This window comes from Rhizobium sp. KNZ14-9A (assembly GCF_056755015.1).
Window position 1 is genome coordinate 4,120,421 of record NZ_JBPGXB010000002.1, and the last position, 19,087, is coordinate 4,139,507.

Annotated in this window: 22 protein-coding genes; 13 read left to right on the plus strand and 9 right to left on the minus strand. The window is 60.6% G+C overall.

Annotated elements, in window-relative coordinates:
- The first annotated feature begins 125 nt into the window (after positions 1–125).
- The 3 genes from typA (at position 126) to ppa (ending at position 3,336) form a co-directional block, all read left to right on the plus strand.
- Positions 126–1,946: a translational GTPase TypA gene (typA, locus tag ACR9ZQ_RS27160; RefSeq protein ID WP_097617978.1), complete on the plus strand. Its 1,821-nt coding sequence runs from the start codon at positions 126–128 to the stop codon at positions 1,944–1,946.
- Between the two features lie 198 nt (positions 1,947–2,144).
- Positions 2,145–2,651 carry a GNAT family N-acetyltransferase gene (locus tag ACR9ZQ_RS27165; RefSeq protein ID WP_310385024.1) on the plus strand — a complete coding sequence of 169 codons (507 nt, stop codon included), beginning with the start codon at positions 2,145–2,147 and terminating at the stop codon, positions 2,649–2,651.
- 148 nt (positions 2,652–2,799) lie between these two features.
- Complete coding sequence (gene ppa, locus ACR9ZQ_RS27170) at positions 2,800–3,336, plus strand: inorganic diphosphatase (protein ID WP_037101776.1); 537 nt, start codon at positions 2,800–2,802, stop codon at positions 3,334–3,336.
- A 58-nt stretch (positions 3,337–3,394) separates the two neighbouring features.
- Here the strand turns inward: ppa and ACR9ZQ_RS27175 are convergent, their stop codons facing one another.
- Together ACR9ZQ_RS27175 and ACR9ZQ_RS27180 are read right to left on the minus strand one after the other, a co-directional pair.
- Positions 3,395–3,706, minus strand: coding sequence for a DUF167 domain-containing protein (locus ACR9ZQ_RS27175; protein WP_310385021.1), 312 nt, complete (start codon positions 3,704–3,706; stop codon positions 3,395–3,397).
- A complete protein-coding gene (locus ACR9ZQ_RS27180) occupies positions 3,703–4,092 on the minus strand; it encodes a YggT family protein (RefSeq protein WP_037070792.1) in 390 nt (129 codons plus the stop codon). Before ACR9ZQ_RS27180 ends, ACR9ZQ_RS27175 begins: the two co-directional genes overlap by 4 nt.
- A 64-nt stretch (positions 4,093–4,156) precedes the next feature.
- Here ACR9ZQ_RS27180 and ACR9ZQ_RS27185 point away from each other — a divergent pair, with 64 nt between their 5' ends.
- Positions 4,157–5,401, plus strand: a complete 1,245-nt coding sequence (locus ACR9ZQ_RS27185) for an MFS transporter (RefSeq protein WP_310385019.1) — start codon at positions 4,157–4,159, stop codon at positions 5,399–5,401.
- Here ACR9ZQ_RS27185 and ACR9ZQ_RS27190 read toward each other — a convergent pair.
- Genes ACR9ZQ_RS27190 through hemC form a run of 6 tightly spaced genes read right to left on the minus strand, consistent with a single transcriptional unit; the run spans position 5,382 to position 11,217 of the window.
- Positions 5,382–6,131 carry a glutamine amidotransferase gene (locus tag ACR9ZQ_RS27190; RefSeq protein ID WP_310385017.1) on the minus strand — a complete coding sequence of 250 codons (750 nt, stop codon included), beginning with the start codon at positions 6,129–6,131 and terminating at the stop codon, positions 5,382–5,384. The genes ACR9ZQ_RS27185 and ACR9ZQ_RS27190 overlap by 20 nt on opposite strands.
- Positions 6,118–6,603, minus strand: a complete 486-nt coding sequence (locus tag ACR9ZQ_RS27195) for a tellurite resistance TerB family protein (RefSeq protein ID WP_310385015.1) — start codon at positions 6,601–6,603, stop codon at positions 6,118–6,120. The genes ACR9ZQ_RS27190 and ACR9ZQ_RS27195 overlap by 14 nt, the downstream gene beginning before the upstream one ends.
- Before the next feature lie 18 nt (positions 6,604–6,621).
- Entirely contained in the window at positions 6,622–8,229 is a 1,608-nt protein-coding gene (locus tag ACR9ZQ_RS27200; RefSeq protein WP_310385013.1) for a heme biosynthesis protein HemY, read from the minus strand.
- 2 nt (positions 8,230–8,231) lie between these two features.
- Positions 8,232–9,506, minus strand: a complete 1,275-nt coding sequence (locus tag ACR9ZQ_RS27205; protein WP_310385010.1) for a COG4223 family protein — start codon at positions 9,504–9,506, stop codon at positions 8,232–8,234.
- Positions 9,507–9,565: 59 nt separating this feature from the next.
- Complete coding sequence (locus ACR9ZQ_RS27210; RefSeq protein WP_310385008.1) at positions 9,566–10,282, minus strand: uroporphyrinogen-III synthase; 717 nt, start codon at positions 10,280–10,282, stop codon at positions 9,566–9,568.
- Between the two features lie 5 nt (positions 10,283–10,287).
- The gene (hemC, locus tag ACR9ZQ_RS27215; protein ID WP_310385006.1) at positions 10,288–11,217 is read right to left on the minus strand and encodes a hydroxymethylbilane synthase; all 930 of its coding nucleotides are present in this window, start codon (positions 11,215–11,217) and stop codon (positions 10,288–10,290) included.
- A gap of 72 nt (positions 11,218–11,289) precedes the next feature.
- On the opposite strand from hemC, the gene tsaD reads away from it, so the two are divergent.
- From tsaD to ACR9ZQ_RS27240, 5 genes are read left to right on the plus strand one after another with little or no spacing between them, the layout of a single operon-like run.
- Positions 11,290–12,387: a tRNA (adenosine(37)-N6)-threonylcarbamoyltransferase complex transferase subunit TsaD gene (gene tsaD / locus ACR9ZQ_RS27220; RefSeq protein WP_310385004.1), complete on the plus strand. Its 1,098-nt coding sequence runs from the start codon at positions 11,290–11,292 to the stop codon at positions 12,385–12,387.
- A complete protein-coding gene (locus tag ACR9ZQ_RS27225) occupies positions 12,384–13,367 on the plus strand; it encodes an NAD(P)H-dependent glycerol-3-phosphate dehydrogenase (protein ID WP_113319737.1) in 984 nt (327 codons plus the stop codon). The genes tsaD and ACR9ZQ_RS27225 overlap by 4 nt, the downstream gene beginning before the upstream one ends.
- A 9-nt stretch (positions 13,368–13,376) precedes the next feature.
- Entirely contained in the window at positions 13,377–13,670 is a 294-nt protein-coding gene (locus tag ACR9ZQ_RS27230; RefSeq protein WP_007814473.1) for a YciI-like protein, read from the plus strand.
- Between the two features lie 5 nt (positions 13,671–13,675).
- A complete protein-coding gene (locus ACR9ZQ_RS27235) occupies positions 13,676–14,107 on the plus strand; it encodes an EVE domain-containing protein (protein WP_113319736.1) in 432 nt (143 codons plus the stop codon).
- A gap of 6 nt (positions 14,108–14,113) precedes the next feature.
- Positions 14,114–14,761: a class I SAM-dependent methyltransferase gene (locus ACR9ZQ_RS27240; protein WP_310385000.1), complete on the plus strand. Its 648-nt coding sequence runs from the start codon at positions 14,114–14,116 to the stop codon at positions 14,759–14,761.
- Here ACR9ZQ_RS27240 and ACR9ZQ_RS27245 read toward each other — a convergent pair.
- Positions 14,758–15,252 carry a hypothetical protein gene (locus tag ACR9ZQ_RS27245; protein WP_310384998.1) on the minus strand — a complete coding sequence of 165 codons (495 nt, stop codon included), beginning with the start codon at positions 15,250–15,252 and terminating at the stop codon, positions 14,758–14,760. The genes ACR9ZQ_RS27240 and ACR9ZQ_RS27245 overlap by 4 nt on opposite strands.
- Positions 15,253–15,555: 303 nt before the next feature.
- Here ACR9ZQ_RS27245 and sdhC point away from each other — a divergent pair, with 303 nt between their 5' ends.
- Genes sdhC through ACR9ZQ_RS27265 form a run of 4 tightly spaced genes read left to right on the plus strand, consistent with a single transcriptional unit; the run spans position 15,556 to position 18,984 of the window.
- A complete protein-coding gene (gene sdhC, locus ACR9ZQ_RS27250; protein WP_310384996.1) occupies positions 15,556–15,948 on the plus strand; it encodes a succinate dehydrogenase, cytochrome b556 subunit in 393 nt (130 codons plus the stop codon).
- A gap of 11 nt (positions 15,949–15,959) precedes the next feature.
- Complete coding sequence (gene sdhD, locus ACR9ZQ_RS27255; protein ID WP_113324704.1) at positions 15,960–16,340, plus strand: succinate dehydrogenase, hydrophobic membrane anchor protein; 381 nt, start codon at positions 15,960–15,962, stop codon at positions 16,338–16,340.
- Between the two features lie 7 nt (positions 16,341–16,347).
- Positions 16,348–18,189, plus strand: coding sequence for a succinate dehydrogenase flavoprotein subunit (sdhA, locus tag ACR9ZQ_RS27260; RefSeq protein ID WP_037101745.1), 1,842 nt, complete (start codon positions 16,348–16,350; stop codon positions 18,187–18,189).
- 15 nt (positions 18,190–18,204) lie between these two features.
- The gene (locus ACR9ZQ_RS27265) at positions 18,205–18,984 is read left to right on the plus strand and encodes a succinate dehydrogenase iron-sulfur subunit (protein ID WP_310384993.1); all 780 of its coding nucleotides are present in this window, start codon (positions 18,205–18,207) and stop codon (positions 18,982–18,984) included.
- Positions 18,985–19,087 lie beyond the last annotated feature (103 nt).

Sequence of the window (19,087 nt, forward strand, 5' to 3'; positions counted from 1 at the left end):
GATAGCCATGCCGCAGCTTTCGCGTGCCACCCCCTTTCGCAATCGCGAAAAAAACGGTATGAGCGCGCCAAACATAAATGGCGCGTCCACTAAGCGTAGCGCCCCAGCCTCAGAGATTATGACAAATGGCACTTCGCAACATCGCGATCATCGCGCACGTTGACCATGGCAAAACGACCCTCGTCGACGAGCTCCTGAAACAGTCCGGTTCGTTCCGCGAGAACCAGCGCGTTGCAGAACGCGTGATGGACTCGAACGATCTCGAAAAGGAGCGCGGCATCACCATTCTCGCCAAGGCGACCTCGGTGGAATGGAAGGGTGTCCGCATCAACATCGTCGACACCCCCGGCCACGCCGACTTCGGCGGTGAAGTCGAGCGCATTCTTTCGATGGTGGATGGCGCGATCGTTCTCGTCGACTCCTCCGAAGGCCCGATGCCGCAGACGAAGTTCGTTGTCTCGAAGGCATTGAAGGTCGGTCTTCGTCCGATCGTCGCGATCAACAAGATCGACCGTCCGGATGGCCGCCATGAAGAAGTCATCAACGAAGTCTTCGATCTCTTCGCCAATCTCGATGCGACTGACGAGCAGCTCGACTTCCCGATCCTCTACGGTTCCGGTCGCGATGGCTGGATGAACGTCAACCCGGAAGGTCCAAAGGATCAGGGTCTCGCGCCGCTTCTCGACCTGGTGCTCAAGCATGTGCCTGAGCCGACTGTCGAAGAAGGTCCGTTCCGCATGATCGGCACGATCCTCGAAGCCAACCCCTTCCTCGGCCGTATCATCACCGGCCGCATCGCATCGGGTTCGATCAAGCCGAACCAGGCCGTCAAGGTCCTCGGCCAGGACGGCAAGCTAATCGAAACCGGCAGAATTTCCAAAATCCTCGCCTTCCGCGGCATCGAGCGCACGGCGATCGAAGAAGCGCATGCGGGCGACATCGTCGCGATTGCAGGCCTCTCCAAGGGTACCGTCGCCGACACTTTCTGTGATCCGGCCGTCTCGGAAGCCATGAAGGCGCAGCCTATCGATCCGCCGACGGTCACCATGTCCTTCATCGTAAACGACAGCCCGCTGGCGGGCACCGAAGGCGACAAGGTGACGAGCCGCGTCATCCGCGACCGTCTCTTCAAGGAAGCCGAAGGCAACGTCGCCCTGAAGATCGAGGAAGCCGAAGGCAAGGATTCGTTCTACGTGTCCGGCCGCGGCGAACTTCAGCTCGCCGTTCTCATCGAAACCATGCGTCGCGAAGGCTTCGAACTTGCCGTATCGCGTCCGCGCGTCGTGATGCACAAGGATGAAAGCGGCCAGCTTCTGGAGCCGATCGAGGAAGTCGTCGTCGACGTCGACGAAGAACATTCCGGTGTCGTCGTGCAGAAGATGTCCGAGCGCAAGGCCGAAATGGTCGAGCTGCGTCCGTCGGGCGGCAATCGTCTTCGCCTGCGTTTCTACGCACCGACCCGTGGCCTGATCGGCTACCAGTCGGAGCTACTGACGGATACGCGGGGCACGGCGATCATGAACCGCCTGTTCCACGACTACCAGCCCTACAAGGGCGTCATCGGTGGCCGCGTTAACGGCGTGCTGCTCGCCAACGCTTCCGGCGAAGCCGTCGCTTACGCAATGTTCAACCTGGAAGATCGCGGCCCGATGATCATCGAGCCGGGCGAAAAGGTCTATGCCGGCATGATTATCGGCATCCATTCGCGCGACAACGACCTTGAAGTGAACGTCCTGAAGGGCAAGCAGCTCACCAACATCCGCGCCGCCGGCAAGGACGAAGCGGTGAAGCTGACGCCGCCGATCCGCATGACGCTCGATCGCGCGCTCTCCTGGATCCAGGACGACGAACTGATGGAAGTGACGCCGAAGAACATTCGTCTGCGCAAGATGTATCTCGATGCCAACGACCGCAAGCGTTTCGAAAAGTCGAAGGCAGCTCTCTAAGAGCCTCGGCTACTCCTTTAAAACCCCGGCCTTCGCGCCGGGGTTTTTTATTGTGCGCTGCGTCGATTCCGACTTGTGACAATCGTTAAAAAAGCGTTAAATTTTGCCTGTCGTCCACATATCAAGTCTGTGGGCAATTGATCACAATGCGGTCGACGCATATGGTTAATTGCCTCCGGCAGGACCAGAGTAAGCGTTATGAAGACGTTGTCGATCGATGTCCGGCGGGCTGAACCGCATGATGCCCGAGCCATTTCGGAAGCCCATCGGCTTTCCTGGCAGCATACTTATGCGGGCATCATTCCGCATCGTGCTCTGAACCAGATGATCGAGCGCCGCGGTGAAAACTGGTGGCGCAAGGCAACTCGCGGCCCGGCGACATTGCTCGTTCTAGATGTGGCGGGGACCGTCGCTGGTTACGCGACCCTCGGCCTTAATCGCGCACGCGCGCTGCCTCAGGAAGGCGAAATCTACGAGCTCTATTTGCGTCCGGAATATCAGGGTATCGGCCTCGGCAAGCTGCTTTTTGGCGAAGCCCGGCGGCTTTTGAAATCTCTGGGCTGCAACGGCCTGGTCGTCTGGTGCCTGGAAGAAAATGAAACGGCCGCCGACTTTTATCGCGACCATGGCGGTATCGATTTCTGCGAAGGCATGGAAAATTTCGACCATAAGCAGATCAAAAAGATCGGCTTCATCTGGAACTGATTGCGGGTGCCGCAGCCTCGCATCCTTTATTAGAGAAATTATATATTCTGCCCGTCTCGCATATTAAGCATTGCTTGCGAGGCATGTTGCGTTGCGTCATGAAACCGATTAACTGGCTTCGAGCAATTCAACCTCCCGGGAGTTTCCTATGCGCATCGATGCCGTTTCAATCGGTAAGAATCCACCTGAAGACGTCAACGTTATCGTCGAAGTTCCCGTCGGCGGTCATCCGATCAAGTATGAAATGGACAAGGAAGCCGGCACGCTGGTTGTCGATCGCTTCCTCTATACCCCGATGACCTATCCGGGTAACTACGGCTTCGTGCCGCACACGCTTTCTGAAGACGGCGACCCGATCGACGTGCTGATCGCCAGCACCCGCCCGCTGGTTCCGGGCTGCGTCATCAACGTCCGCCCGATCGGCGTTTTGAAGATGGAAGACAATTCGGGCAAGGATGAGAAGATCATTGCCGTTCCGTCGCCGAAGCTGACGCAGCGCTACGACAAGGTCAAGGATTACACCGACCTTCCGGAAATCACGCTGAAGCAGATCGAACACTTCTTCGAGCACTACAAGGATCTGGAACCCGGCAAGTGGGTAAAGATCTTCGGCTGGGGTGATTACAAGGAAGCCGGTGAGCTCATCCTCGAAGCGATCGAACGCGCCAAGAAGGAAAAGGCCTGAGCCTAGCTTTTAGGCAATGTCGGACGCAAAACCGCTGCACAGTTTTGCTGGAATTGCTTTAGTCGAACAGCCCTTCGAGCTTTTTCATCACATCCTCCGGGTCGCCATCGATCCGGAGGATTTTTTTGCGCGACGTATCGCCGGAAGCAAGGCTGACCGAGGACTTAGGAATGCCCAAAGACTTGGCGACGAGCGCTATCAGTGCCTTGTTGGCTTTTCCCTTTTCCGGGACGGCGGTGACGCGTGCCTTCAAGAGCATGCCGCCTTCGCCATCTGGTTCGATGCCGTCGATGGCGTCCCGCCCGCCATTCGGCGTCAGCCGCATGGCGAGACGGATGTGATCACCGGAAAGCCTCCAGGGGCGGTTCAAACGACCAGCGAGTATAGGAAAGGCTTGATCGGATTGTTGAGTATGGCCTGTATGAATATGATGATCAGCAGCAGGATAATCGGAGAGATGTCGATGCCGCCCAGATTGGGCAGAAAGCGACGTATGGGCCGCAACGCGGGTTCAGTCGCGTTATAGAAGAACATACCCAACTGGTTCACAAACTGGTTGTTCGAATTGATGACGTTGAATGCGTACAGCCACGAGAAAATGGCGCTGGCAATGATCACGTACCAATAGAGGTTCAAGGCCACATCAATGATTAGAAATATGGCCTGAAGAATTCCCGCCATTACCGTCTCCAGTTCGTTGTTGACAGATATGTAGACATTGGCGATTAAACGAGCAAGGGCCGTGTGGAGACGCATGGCAAATCATGTTTAACGGGTCGCTTCGCAGGCAATTCCGCACCCGCTTTCTCGGAAAAGCTTCATGTCGCTTTCGCCCACCGGAGACCGTTTTGCCGCGTTCCGGCATCCGTCCTATACACGCTTCTTCTTCGCGCGGTTCCTGCTTTCCTTCTCGCAGCAGATCGTCAGCGTCGCCGTTGGCTGGCAAATGTACGACCAGACCGGGAGCGCCATCTATCTCGGTCTGATCGGGCTTGTGCAGTTCCTGCCGTCTCTTGTGCTGATCCTCGTCACCGGCTCGGTGGCTGATCGGCATAATCGCCGCGCCATCGCTTCGATCTGCTCGCTCGTCAGCGCGCTCTGCACGCTCGCGCTGCTCGGAATGACGATCACCGGCAGCTTTTCACCGATCCCGGTCTTCATCGTGCTTTTGGTCTTCGGCATCGAGCGGGCGTTCATGACGCCGGCCGTGCAGTCGCTTGCGCCGAACCTCGTGCCGGAGAAGGATCTCTCCAATGCGATCGCATGGAATTCGTCCTCCTGGCAGCTGGCGGCTATCACCGGCCCTGTGCTCGGCGGTCTGCTTTACGGCGTCAGCGCTCCGACGGCCTATACGGTCGCCGTCATCTTTTCTGCGCTCGGCGCGATCCTGCTCTACATGATCCCCAAGCCGCCGCAGAAGACGATGGGCGAGGCCAGGAACTGGGACATGATCCTCGGCGGCTTCCGCTATATCCGGGAAGAAAAGGTGGTGCTTGGCGCCATCTCGCTCGATCTATTCGCCGTTCTCCTCGGTGGCGCTACCGCGCTGATGCCGATCTTTGCGCGCGATATCCTGACGCTCGGGCCGTGGGGCCTCGGCCTGCTTCGTTCGGCGCCGGGTGTTGGCGCCATCATCATGGCGATCTTCCTTGCCGCCTACCCGCTGAAGCATAAGGCCGGCATGTATATGTTCATCGGCGTGGCGATTTTCGGCCTCGGTACGATCGTGTTCGGCCTCTCGACCAATACCGAGGTTTCCATCGCAGCACTCGCGATCATGGGCGCTGCGGACATGATCTCGGTCTATGTCCGTGAAAGCCTGATCGCGCTTTGGACGCCGGACCATCTGCGCGGCCGCGTCAACGCGGTCAATACGGTCTTTGTCGGCGCATCAAACGAACTCGGGGAATTCCGCGCGGGTACTATGGCAGCGGTTTTCGGCGCCGTCCCGGCCGTCATTATCGGCGGCATCGGTACGCTCGCCGTAGCCGCCATCTGGGCAAGCGGTTTTCCGAAACTCAGAAAGATCGATACGCTCGACGCGCCTATACGAGAAGCGGTGTAGCGGCGGCTGCCGTCTTGCCCTCGAAGACGATATCCAGGAAGTCGTCGAGCCACGCTTTAAGCGGCGCATCGAACAGCATGCGGCCTTCCAGATGTTCGCGTCCCTGCTGCGCGTTCGGCAGGATGAAACGGTGTGCGCCGTGCACGACCCAGCGATGCATCATCACCCGTGTCAGCTCCGCATGGAATTGCAGGCCCCAGGCATTGTCGTTGTAGCGGAAGGCCTGGTTGGGATAGGCGTCGCCGGATGCCAGCAACTCGGCGCCATGCGGCAGTTCGAATCCTTCCCGGTGGAAGTGGTAGACCATTTTCGGCCAGCGCATCAGCCGCCGGCCTCTTTCGGTCGTATGCAGCGGATACCAGCCGATCTCTGTCGATCCGTCACAATTGGCCGCAACCTTGCTGCCGAGCTGGCGCGCCAGCATCTGCGCGCCAAGGCATATACCGAGATAGGGTCGGTTTTCCTTGAGTGGCACTTCCAGCCAGTCGATCTCCGCCTTGACGAATTCGTCTGGGTCATTGGCGCTCATCGGGCCGCCGAAAATCACCGCACCGGCATGGTTTTCAAGGGTGCAAGGCAGGGGATCGCCAAGGACGGGGCGACGGATATCGAGATCATAACCTTTCTCGACGAGAAGCTGGCCGACACGACCGGGGCTGGAGCGCTCCTGATGAAGAATGATGAGAATAGGGCGCCTGTCGCGTCTCATGCTTCTGTCAGTCAGCGTCATCCTGCACCACCTGTGCGTCCGTAACCCTGGCGGCCGCCTCCTGCCGCTTCTGAATGCGCTCACGGGAAGACACGCCCAGGAGATCGGCAATCCGCCAGATCACATGGTCTTCCATTTCGCTTCGCTCGCCATCGGCATAGACGATATCCCAGAGAATACCGATCAGCTCCAGACGCTGCTCGGTATTGAGATGTCTCTTGAGATCGGAGGTGAAGCGGAAATAATCAACCGCCGAGCTTTCGGCTTCCAGCCCCGCGGCCATCAGCGCATCAAGCTGTTTGCCGTCGAGCGCATATTGCTCCTTCAGGAGTTTGCGCAGCCGCTTCTTCTCGCTGTCCTTGATCTGGCCGTCGGCCTCCATGACCTGCATACAGAGTGCAGCAACTGCGATGCGCGGGTCATCGGGGGCAAAGCCTGCCTTGGGGCGGTCGGCGGTCAGATTCTGGAAGAATGCCTGAAAGCGTTCGAACATGCGGTTTTTCGTTCCATTTCAGAAAAGGCGGAGCCGTGTCTTGGGTTCCGGTTCCATCTTGGGATCGCGGACGCCGGGGTCATCCGGCAGGCCGCCAAAGAAGGGTTTTGGTTCAGATGTGGCAGGAGCCGGCCGGGAGGCGGACGGTTCGGCAGCTTTTGCCGGTGCGGGTGCCGAAGTTGCCGGGCGCACGGCTTCGGCAATCGTCGCTGCCCGTTCCAGCTCGATGATGCGGTGGTCGTTGACCACGCTTTCCGGCCGGGTTTCGCGCAGTGGCGGTAGGGTCTTCAGCGCCGTTTCGATAGAGGCGGTCGAACTTTCCTCGACCGGTCCTTCGAGCTGGCCGAAAGGTGCCTTCCATTCGAAGGCGTCGAGACGGCCGGTCACCGGCGAGACCGGCAGCCATTTGTCGGAAACGAAACCATCGGCAACCCATGCCGGATCGCGCGGCGCCTTCAGCGCCTGTGCCAGCCAATGGCGCACGCGACCCTGATCGCCAGTCTCCGCTTCCTCGATATCCGCAAGCAACAAGAAGGCCGCCTCGCGGGGTTCGATACGGGCGGCAGCTTCCGCCTTCGCGCGGGCCTTGGAGAATTCCCGTGCATCGAGCGCCGCCTGTGCGACGACGAGGAGAGATTCGACATTGTTCGGCCGCATGTTCTCCAGTCGCTCGGCGCGCTTCAGACGATCAAGCGTGGAATCGCCGCTGCGGGCGCGGACATAGACGCGGCCTATCTCGGGATGCGGTCCAGCCTTCCACGACTGTTCGAGAATGGAGGCAGCCTTGCGGATGCCACCCTCGCGGAAAAGCGCCTTTGCGGCAATCAGGGCGGCAGGTACAAAATCGGCGGACAGCTTCAGTGCTTGCAGGGCATCGTCGCGGGCGCCGGCAGGATTGCTTTCCAGCTTGTCATCGGCACGGGCAGTCAGCAGCAGAGCATGCAGGCGGTTTGCTTCGGCTTTTTCGACAACCTTGGCGGCCTTCTGCTGTTCCAGCAGACGGATGGCGTCGTCCCAGCGACCGGACTGACTGCGATATTCGAGCGTCGCCTGCGCGGCCCATGGCAGGTAAGGCGCGTTATCTGCGGCCTTTTCGGCGTACTGGCGGGCAGCTTCGTTGGCACCGAGGCGTTTGGCCTCCAGATAAAGACCGCGTAGGCCGAGTTCGCGCGTTTCAGGATCGTTGGCCATGGCCTCGAATTTGGAACGCGCCTCGTCGTAGCGGCCTTCGATGAGAGCGGCTTGCGCTTCCAGAAGATTGATCAGCGGTTCCTGATCGGCGCGGATGAGGCCGCGTGAACGGGCGGCCATCTTGCGCGCGAGCAGTGCGTTGCCTGCGCCGGCGGCAATGAGGCCGGTCGACAGGGCCTGATAGCCGCGATCGCGTTTGCGAGCGCGGAAAAAGCGCGTCACCGAATGCGGAGAGGTCCAGATGAGGCGGACGAACCACCAGGCCACCATGACGGCAGCGATCAGCGCAATGATGGCGCTTGCCGCGACGATCAGTCTGGTCTGGTAGATCTGGCCTTCCCAGATCAGCGACAGATCGCCAGGGCGATCGGCAAGCCAGGAGAAACCATAGGCGAGAACGAGGACGAGGAGCGCGAAGACAACCAGGCGGACCATGCTCATCCTTCCTTGCCGGTGCCGGAAATGGCCTTGGAGAGAGCACCGCCAACGAGATCCTCGACGCGGATACGAGCTTCGAGTGACTGCTTGAATGCGGCGGAAGCCTGTTTTGCGGTCGCAGGCAGGCTGCTCCATTCGGTGGCCGCACCGGGCAGATCGCCGTTCTTCACCTTGTCCTCCATGCGCGCGGCAATCGCTTCAACGCTTTCGCCTTCGACATTGCCGACCGGGCGGACCGAGACCAGAGATTTGGCGCTCGACATCAGCCGGTCCGACCAGCTCTGATTGGGATCGGGCTGGTTGACGGATTCGACGATGGCGGTCGCGACATCCGGAACCTGACGGATCAGTTCGGCGCGGGACGGCACGCCGGTCTCGGCAAAGCCGCGCAGATCAGTTGCAGCCGGATCATCGGGTGCTACGCCGGCAAATGTATCGAGTTCGGCGATGAAGGGGCCGCCACGGTCGATCGCGGCCTTGAGAGCTGCGGCTGCTATGGCGCGGGCAACGGCGACATCCTCGCGCGGTTCGTTCAGCTTCTTTTCGGCTTCGGCAAGGCGGCTCGTAATGTCGGCGCCGTTTGAGGCCTGCTGTTCGGTGGTCTGCGCAAGGCTCGTCTTTAACTGATCAATCTGAGCTGTCAGATCTGCAATCTTCTGGTTGAGTGCTTCGACATCGGCCGAGTCGGTCGATGTGCCGGACCCCGGCGTCTGAGGGGCCGTTTCGAGAGCTGCGATGCGCTTTTCGAGGGCACTGTTATCGACGGCTGGCGACGGATTGGCGGCAAGGCTTGCGACCGATTGCTTGAGGCCTTCGATCTCGCCGGAGAGGTCGGCCATGTCGGCAGAGTTCGTCTGCTGGGTGGAGGAGCCCGGCAGATAGCCGGCATATTGAATCGCCCCGGCGCCAAGCAGGGCGACAAGGCCGCCGAAAATGCCGGCGGCAATCAGGCCCGACGTGACCACGCCCTTCTGTGGCTGAGGCGGCTGTACCGGTTCCGATGGCGGGGGCTCCTTCGGGAGGGGCTCTTCCTGCGCGCCGGCAGCGCGGTCGCTCTCATCTTCCGACAGCGGTTCACCGCCGGCTTCCGCAGCGGCTAAGGCTTCGGTGACAGGTGCGTCATCGGCTGCTTGTGCGGCTTCTTCAGCAGGCTTTTCAGGATCAGTCGCCGAGGCGAACTCCTGCGCGTCCAGGTCAATCGTGACCGGCTTGTCGGAGCTCTTCGAGTGGCGTGGCGGATTTCCCGATACCATGAGGTCCTCATTATCCTGCATTGCAACGAAACTAGACAGGGATGGCAATTAAGGGAAGAGGTTAGATCAAATTTGGGCGGCTAAAGCCTTCTAAGCAGCGACAAAAGGCTTTTTTCATCCGGCATCGGCGAAATCTCCAGGACTGTTCTCAAAACCGATGGAACCGCTTCCGCAACAGTATTGCTGAGGCAAATGAGACGGATTTTCGGCAACTGCAGCAAAAGGGACTCTACCTGCGGGATATGAAAGAAATTTCCGGCCGTGTGGCGGGAATAGAAAAGAACAGCATCAGGAGGATTGTTCGCCAGGAGAGCTGCGACGGTCTCGGGGCTGGGCGCGACAGGCTCCATCCGGTAACACTCGGCCACCGAGAAATACCGCCCGAGCTCCCTCAGACGCGTCTCGAAGGTCTCGGCGCGCGGACTGCCGGCGAGATAGAGAAGCCTATCGACCTTGTTTGCCGCGATCAGCTCGGCCAGCTCGCGGCCGCTGCCCGACGATGCTGTGACAGAATGGAACCCCAGCTTGCGGGCCTCGTCGGCCGTCGTTTCGCCAACGGCAAAGAGACGCCGCGAAAGGTGAAGTGCTAGCGCCTCCCCCAAAGGCTGCAAGGTGCGCACTGCTTCGGCACTTGTTATGGCTATCGCGCCAGTGGTTGTTTCCAGAGCCTGCCGAGCGGCCGCCATGTCGTGGACGGGACGGGTGAGCGGCAGCAATAGTGGCTCGTGACCCAGCTCGCGCAAACGTTGAGCGGTGCGCTCGCCCGAATGCGCTGGACGGGTGACGAGCACGCGCATGCAGGCTAGCTCCAGTCCTCGAAGAAGCTGCTACCGGCCCTTGCGCGCACGTCCTGTCCGGCGCGAGTGCCAAGTGCAGCGGCGTCGCGGCGGTTGCCGTCGATGGTGATCGCATGCTGGTGGCGGCCGTCAGGAGTGAGGATGAGGCCCGAGAAGCGGATCTGATCACCCTCGCAGACGGCGTAACCGCCGATCGGCGTGCGACAGGAGCCATCGAGGGCGGCAAGGAAGGCGCGCTCGCAGGAGACTGTGTCGAAGGTCGGCGCATCGTTGATCGGCGCCAGCAGCTCGTCGATCCTTGTGTCGCCGATGCGGCTTTCGATGCAGATCGCGCCCTGGGCAGGTGCCGGTGGGAAGCTGTCGGGGTCGAGGATATCGGTGATCACCTCGACCTTGCCGAGGCGCTTGAGGCCGGCAAGCGCCAGAAGCGTCGCATCGACCTCGCCTTCCTGCAGCTTACGCAGGCGAGTGTCCACGAGGCCGCGGAAAGTGATGACGTTGATGTCCGGCCGCATGCGGCGGATCAGGGCCTGGCGGCGAAGCGAGGACGAACCGACGGTCGCGCCATGCGGCAGATCGATCAGTTTCGGCGCGGTGCGGCCGATCACGGCATCGCGAATATCTTCGCGCGGTAGATAGGCCGAAAGGTAGAGGCCTTCCGGCAGGTTCGTTGCCATGTCCTTGCTCGAATGCACGGCGAAATCGAGGTCACCGGACACAAGCTTTTGCTCGAGTTCTGCCGTGAAAAGTCCCTTGCCGCCGATCTCGGCCAGCGAGCGGTCGGTGATGCTATCGCCCTTGGTGGTCAGCACGACGATCTCGAACATCTCCTGCGGCAGATTGTGGGCTGCCATCAGCCGGTCGCGGGCTTCGTGTGCCTGCGCGAGCGCCAGTGGGCTGCCGCGTGTGCCGATCCGGAAAGGTTTTGTTTGCATCCGCTTTGATCCGTTGTTACCGGAGTTCTCGTAAACAGGTTTAAACCCTATCGCAATCAACGAACAGGTTTCATGGCTCCCTTTCTGCGCATCCTCGGCATCGAGACAAGCTGCGACGAGACCGCCGCTGCGGTCGTCGAGCGCGATGCGGAAGGCCGCTCCAACGTGCTGTCGGACGTCGTTCTTTCCCAGCTGGACGAGCATAGTGCCTATGGCGGCGTGGTGCCGGAGATCGCCGCGCGCGCCCATGTCGAAGCGCTGGACGAGTTGATCGACGAGGCCCTGAAGCGCGCCAACGTGTCGCTCTCGGATGTCGATGCGATCGCCGCGACTTCAGGGCCTGGCCTGATCGGGGGGCTGCTTGTCGGGCTGATGACCGGCAAGGCGATCGCCAAGGCAGCCGGCAAGCCGCTTTATGCAGTCAACCATCTCGAAGGCCATGCGCTGACGGCGCGGCTGACAGACGGTCTTTCTTTTCCCTATCTCATGCTGCTGGTTTCCGGTGGCCATACCCAGCTCATCCTCGTGCGCGGCATCGGCGAGTACGAGCGCTGGGGCACGACGATCGACGATGCACTGGGTGAAGCCTTCGACAAGACGGCGAAACTGCTCGGCCTTCCCTATCCCGGCGGGCCGGCAGTGGAGCAGATGGCGCAGGGTGGCAATGCCGATCGTTTCAATTTTCCGCGGCCGCTCGTCGGCGAGGCACGGCTCGATTTTTCGTTCTCGGGCCTGAAGACGGCTGTGCGGCAGGCGGCGACCGAGATTGCGCCGCTGACGGATCAGGATGTCGCCGATATCTGCGCCTCGTTCCAGAAGGCGATTTCCCGTACGATGAAGGATCGCATCGGCCGCGGCCTGCAGCGGTTCAAGACGGAATTTCCAAACCTCCCGGAAAAGCCTGCGCTGGTGGTGGCTGGTGGTGTCGCAGCCAATCTGGAAATCCGCAGCACCCTTCAGGCGCTCTGCGACAAGAATGGCTTCCGCTTCATTGCGCCGCCGCTCCGCCTCTGCACCGACAATGCTGTGATGATCGCCTGGGCCGGGCTGGAGCGCATGGCGAAGGGTGTTGCGCCTGACGATCTCGATGTGCAGCCGCGTTCGCGTTGGCCGCTCGATTCCAGAGCCGTGACCATGCTCGGATCCGGAAAGCGGGGAGCCAAGGCATGAGCGAGCGCATCGCCGTCGTCGGATCGGGTGCTTTCGGAACGGCGCTTGCGGCCGTGGTCGCCCTGACCGGGCGAAATTCGGCGATCCTTGTTGGCCGCGATCCGTCGCTGATCGAAGACCTCAAGGCGGAGCGGCTGCATGATGCTGTTCTGCCTGGCATCCCACTGCCGGAAATACTGGAGTTCTCTGCTGAGGCGGATGCAATCGGCGATGCGGGCATCGTGCTCTTTGCCATGCCGTCACAGGCGCAGGCGGATGCCGCGCGGCAGTATGGTCCTTACCTGGCTAAGGACGCTATTGTGGTCACCTGCGCGAAGGGGATCGAACGGCAGACCGGTGCGCTTCTGACCGACATGCTGGAGCGGGAATTGCCCGATCATCCGGTTGGCGTGCTCTCGGGTCCAGGCTTTGCCGCTGATATCGCCAAGGGGCTGCCGACAGCCATGGCGATCGCTGCGGCTGACATGCAGGTTGCCGAGCGGCTGGCGCAGGCGATTTCCGGCCGCACCTTCCGGCTCTATGCCTCGGCAGACCGCATCGGCGTGCAGCTTGGCGGAGCATTGAAGAATGTACTGGCGATTGCCTGCGGTATCGTCGAAGGCCGCGGTATCGGCGATTCGGCGCGTGCGGCGTTGATTGCCCGCGGGCTTGCCGAGATGTCGCGCTTCATCGTCGCCAAGGGCGGCAATGCCGATACGGCGCGGGGGCTTTCCGGCCTCGGTGATCTGGTGCTGACGGCAACCAGCCATCAGTCGCGCAACCTGCGTTTCGGCATTGCACTCGGGCGCGGCGAAAAGGTCGACCCTTCGCGCGGCGAGTTGGTGGAAGGGGCTTTTGCTGCAGCGGTTGCCTCGCGGCTTGCCGAAGAGCTCGGCGTCGAGATGCCGATCACCGATGCGGTTTCAGCGATCATTGAAGGTAAGCTCGGCATATCCGAAGCCATCGAACAATTGATGACACGTCCGATTACGACCGAATAGGAGACAGACATGCTTTTCGCCCTTCTCTGCAAGGACAAGCCCGGCCATCTCAACGTGCGCATGGAAACGCGCTCGACCCATCTCGATTATCTCAACAAGCTGAATGCCGAAGGCAAGCTTGCCATGGCCGGCCCGTTCCTCGATGCCGAAGGCAAGCCGAACGGCAGCCTCGTGATGGTCCATGCCGAAACAGCTGATGATGCCAAGGCACTCGGCGCTGCCGATCCCTATGCACTCGCCGGCCTGTTCGAAAGCGTCGAGGTGAAGCCCTTTAACTGGGTCTTCAACAAGCCGGAGGCTTAAGCGGGATGGCGCACTGGCTTTATAAATCCGAGCCCGCAGCCTGGTCCTGGGAAAAGCAGAAGGCGGCTGGCGAGAAGGGTACCGAATGGACCGGTGTGCGCAACTACCTTGCGCGCAACAATATGCGGGCCATGCAGATCGGCGACAAGGGGTTCTTCTATCATTCCAATGACGGGCTGGAGATCGTCGGTATCGTCGAGGTCTGCGCGCTTTCGCATCCGGATTCGACGGCGAAGGGCGACGATCGCTGGGATTGTGTCGATATCCGTGCCGTCGTGGATGTGCCGAAGCCGGTGACGCTGAAGGATATCAAGGCAAACGAAAAGCTGTCCAAGATGTCGCTGGTCACCTCGATGCGGCTTTCCGTGCAGCCGGTGACGGATGACGAATGGGCCGAGGTCTGCCGCATGGGCGGTTTTGACAACCCGCCGCGCTGAGCAGCTTTGAAAACCGACCCGGAAACCTTCATCCGCGCCAATACCAGCCTGCTTGCGCCGCCGCATGTACCGGAGATCCGGCTGTACCTGGCCAGCGAGGCCCATGAGCTCTGGCTGAAGACGGAAGAAGAGCTGGAGGCGATCGGCCTGCCGCCGCCTTTCTGGGCATTTGCCTGGGCGGGCGGGCAGGGGCTGGCGCGCTATGTTCTCGATCACCGCGAAACGGTCAAGGGAAAGCGCATACTGGATTTCGCGAGCGGTTCCGGATTGGTGGGAATTGCCGCAAGCAAGGCTGGCGCAGCCAAGGTGACGGCCTCCGATATCGACCCGTGGTCGCAGACGGCGGTGCGGCTGAATACGGCTGCCAATTCGGTCTCGCTGGATTTCACCGGGGCTGATCTCATCGGTCTGAATGTCGATGCGGATGTGGTTCTCGCCGGCGACGTTTTCTACGACAAATCCTTAGCCGGTGCGCTGGTGCCTTGGTTCGAGACGCTCGCGGCCGGGGGCAAGGACGTGCTGGTCGGCGATCCCGGACGCGCCTATTTGCCGAAAGACAGGCTGGAATTCTGCGCCGTCTATGAAGTGCCCGTCACCCGGGCGCTCGAAGACAGCGAGGTCAAGAAGACGACTGTCTGGCGGTTCAGGCCCTAGGGCCGGATAACACAGACATTGGCCTCATAAGAGCAGGGGTCATCGGCGATGCCGACATCGATCACCTTGGCCTTCGGGGCAAGGTTACGTTCCGGCGTAGCCAGACGATAGAACCCGTCGCCGCCGACATAGGTTCCGCCATCCGTCTGGTAGGCATAGGACGATCCGGCGTAGAGGCCATTGCTCCCGTAGTTCTGGTCATAGCTCTGGGGCTGGGACGCAATGACGACGATATTGCCGCGGCCATAGCGGCTTGTCCCCGGATAGTTGAACTGCTTCAGAAAAGAGGTGCGCGGGCGATAGCGGATGACGTTGTCGCGTGTGAAGTGCAAGCCGCTATCCCACTGGGTGCGCCTGCCGAGGAAGACGCCGTCATTAAAGCCGCCATGGCGCGGAAAGCGATGATCGAAGTGGCGCTCTCCGGCTGCTGCAGGCAGCGCTGTCAGCACCGCAAGGAGAGCAAGGATGGTCTTGGACAGACTGCGAAACATGGACCAAACTCCGAAACGCTAACAAATCGTTAACGCCAGATTGCGCCAAAAGGCGGGGCTTGTCCACGCAGGCGTGCGGTCAGCTTAGAAATTGAGCGAAAGAGACGAGTTTCATCGAGTTGAAAACTTCCCGGTAACGCGAATCGATTAAATTAAAAGCAGGCAGCAATTATGCTTGTCGTCAGGGGTTTCGGTGATTAAACGTCGACAATGATGCAACGCACACAGAATTTTGTCATTCGTGTGGTTGACTGAGAAATGCCCCTGACATCAAGGGCAAAGAGAAGACGCCGCGAGGTTCTGATGGCGAATGTGACAAACCGGCCCCTGTCGCCGCATCTACAAATTTACAAGCCAATTCCCACCATGGTCATGTCCATCGTTCACCGTATCACCGGTGGCGCTCTGTACTTCGGCACGCTGCTGATTGCCTGGTGGCTGATCGCTGCTGCCAGCGGCCAGGGCTATTATGACTGGGCCAACTGGGTGCTTGGCAGTATTATCGGCAAGCTCGTCCTGCTCGGTTACACTTGGGCGCTGATCCACCACCTGCTCGGCGGCTTCCGCCACTTCATGTGGGACCTCGGACATGGTTTCGAGAAAGAATTCTCGACCAAGCTCGCCATCGCCAATATCATCGGATCGCTCTGTCTGACCGTGCTGGTCTGGGTGATCGGCTTCATCATTCGCTTCTGAAGGTCGCACTCATGGATATGCGCACTCCTCTGGGCAAGGTTCGCGGCCTCGGTTCCGCCAAGGAAGGCACCGATCACTTTTGGCGCCAGCGCCTGACGGCCGTTGCCAACGTACCCCTCATCATCTTTTTCGCGATCTTCATGATCGTCTATGCGGGTGCGCCTTATGCCGACGTGGTTCGCGCCCTCTCGAACCCGTTCGTCGCCGTCATCATGGGCCTGATGATCATATCCGGCACTATCCACATGAAGCTCGGCATGCAGGTCATCATCGAAGACTATGTTCACGGCGAGATCGGCAAGCTGCTGCTCCTGATGCTGAACACCTTCTTCGCGGTTCTGATCGCCGGCCTCTGTCTCTTCGCCATTCTGAAAATTGCATTCGTAGGATAACCGTATCATGGCAACGTCTTCACCCGCTCAGAATGGGAAGGCCTACACCTATGTCGACCATTCCTATGACGTAATCGTCGTCGGCGCCGGCGGCGCCGGCCTGCGTGCCACGCTCGGCATGGCCGAACAGGGCTTCCGCACGGCCTGCATCACCAAGGTATTCCCGACCCGCTCGCACACGGTTGCGGCCCAGGGCGGCATCGCTGCCTCGCTGCAGAACATGACGCCTGACAGCTGGCAGTGGCACCTTTACGACACTGTCAAGGGTTCCGACTGGCTCGGCGACGTCGACGCCATGCAGTATCTGACCATGGAAGCGCCGAAGGCGGTCTATGAGCTGGAGCACTACGGCGTGCCCTTCTCGCGCAACGAGGAAGGCAAGATCTATCAGCGTCCGTTCGGCGGCCACATGCAGAATTTCGGTGAAGGCCCGCCGGTGCAGCGCACCTGCGCCGTTGCCGACCGTACCGGCCACGCCATCCTGCACACGCTCTACGGCCAGTCGCTGCGCAACAATGCCGAATTCTTCGTCGAATATTTCGCGCTCGACCTCATCATGTCCGATGACGGCAGCCGTTGCACCGGCGTGATCGCATGGTGCCTGGACGATGGCACGATCCATCGTTTCGCGGCCAAGATGGTGGTGCTCGCGACCGGCGGTTACGGTCGCGCCTATTTCTCCGCGACCTCGGCCCATACCTGCACCGGCGACGGCGGTGGCATGGTTGCCCGTGCCGGCCTGCCGCTGCAGGATATGGAATTCGTGCAGTTCCACCCGACCGGCATCTACGGCTCCGGCTGTCTGATCACCGAGGGTGCGCGCGGCGAGGGCGGCTACCTCGTCAACTCCGAAGGCGAGCGCTTCATGGAGCGCTATGCGCCGTCGGCCAAGGATCTGGCCTCGCGTGACGTCGTTTCGCGCTGCATGACGCTGGAAATCCGCGAAGGCCGCGGTGTCGGCAAGAACAAGGATCACATCTTCCTGCACCTCGATCATCTCGATCCGGCCGTGCTGCATGAGCGCCTGCCGGGCATTTCCGAGAGCGCCAAGATTTTTGCCGGCGTCGATGTGACCCGCGAACCGATCCCGGTTCTGCCGACCGTTCACTACAACATGGGCGGCATTCCGACGAACTATTGGGGCGAGGTGCTCAATGCTGACAGCTCCAATCCGGAACGCATCATCCCCGGCCTGATGGCTGTCGGTGAAGCCGGCTGCGCCTCGGTTCACGGGGCAAACCGTCTTGGCTCCAATTCGCTGATCGACCTCGTGGTCTTCGGTCGCGCTGCGGCGATCCGCGCCGGCGAGGTCATTGACCGTGCATCGCCGGTGCCGGCGCTGAACATCGCCGCCTGCGACAAGATCATGGATCGTTTCGACGGTCTGCGCCATGCCAGCGGCGGCACGCCGACGGCGGTGCTGCGCGAGAAGATGCAGCGCGCCATGCAGGAAGATGCGGCGGTGTTCCGTACGCAGGAATCGCTGGAATCCGGCTGCCGTCGTCTTTCGGAAATCTGGGGCGAACTCAAGGACATCAAGGTCACCGACCGCTCGATGATCTGGAATTCCGACCTCGTCGAAACGCTCGAGCTGCAGAACCTGATGGCCAATGCCATCACCACGATCTACGGCGCCGAAGCCCGCAAGGAAAGCCGCGGCTCGCATGCCCGCGAAGACTATACGTCAGGTCCGTTCGCAGGTCGCGACGACGTCAACTGGCGCAAGCACACGCTGGCCTGGGTGAACGAGGCTGGTGATGTGAAGCTCGATTACCGGCCTGTCCACACCGACCTCATCGCAGACGGCATCGATCCCCACAAGATCGAGCCGAAGGCCCGCGTATACTGATCAGAGGAACCTGACATGGTTGAACTCGCTCTCCCCAAGAATTCCAAGATGCGCGAAGGCAAGGTGTGGCCGAAGCCGGCGGGTGCCAAGAACACTCGTGAGTTTCGCGTCTATCGCTGGAGCCCGGATGACGGCCAGAACCCGTCGATCGACACCTTCTACGTGGATGTCGACGATTGCGGGCCGATGGTTCTCGATGCGCTTCTTTACATCAAGAACAAGATCGACCCGACGCTGACGCTGCGCCGTTCCTGTCGTGAAGGCATCTGCGGTTCCTGCGCGATGAACATCGACGGCACGAACACGCTCGCCTGCACCAAGGGCATGGACGACATCAAGGGCACGGTGAAGATCTACCCGCTGCCGCATATGCCTGTTGTCAAGGATCTGGTTCCTGACCTCAGCAATTTCTATGCCCAGCATCGCTCCATCGAGCCCTGGCTGAAGACGGTTTCGCCGACGCCGGCCAAGGAATGGAAGCAGAGCCATGAGGACCGCCAGAAGCTCGACGGCCTCTACGAGTGCATCCTCTGTGCCTGCTGCTCGACCTCCTGTCCGAGCTACTGGTGGAACGGCGACCGTTACCTCGGTCCGGCCGTCCTGCTGCAGGCCTATCGCTGGCTGATCGATAGCCGTGACGAAGCGACTGGCGAACGTCTCGACAATCTCGAGGATCCGTTCCGCCTTTATCGTTGCCACACGATCATGAACTGCGCGCAGACCTGCCCGAAGGGTCTGAACCCGGCCAAGGCAATCGCCGAAATCAAGAAGATGATGGTCGAGCGTCGCGTGTGAGTGTCGACGCCTCTACCGGATTCAATTGAGCGTTATCTCGACTTCGCTGAACGGATCGAACTTAATCAAGAACGAGACGGCCGGGCACAACACCTTGCTGACA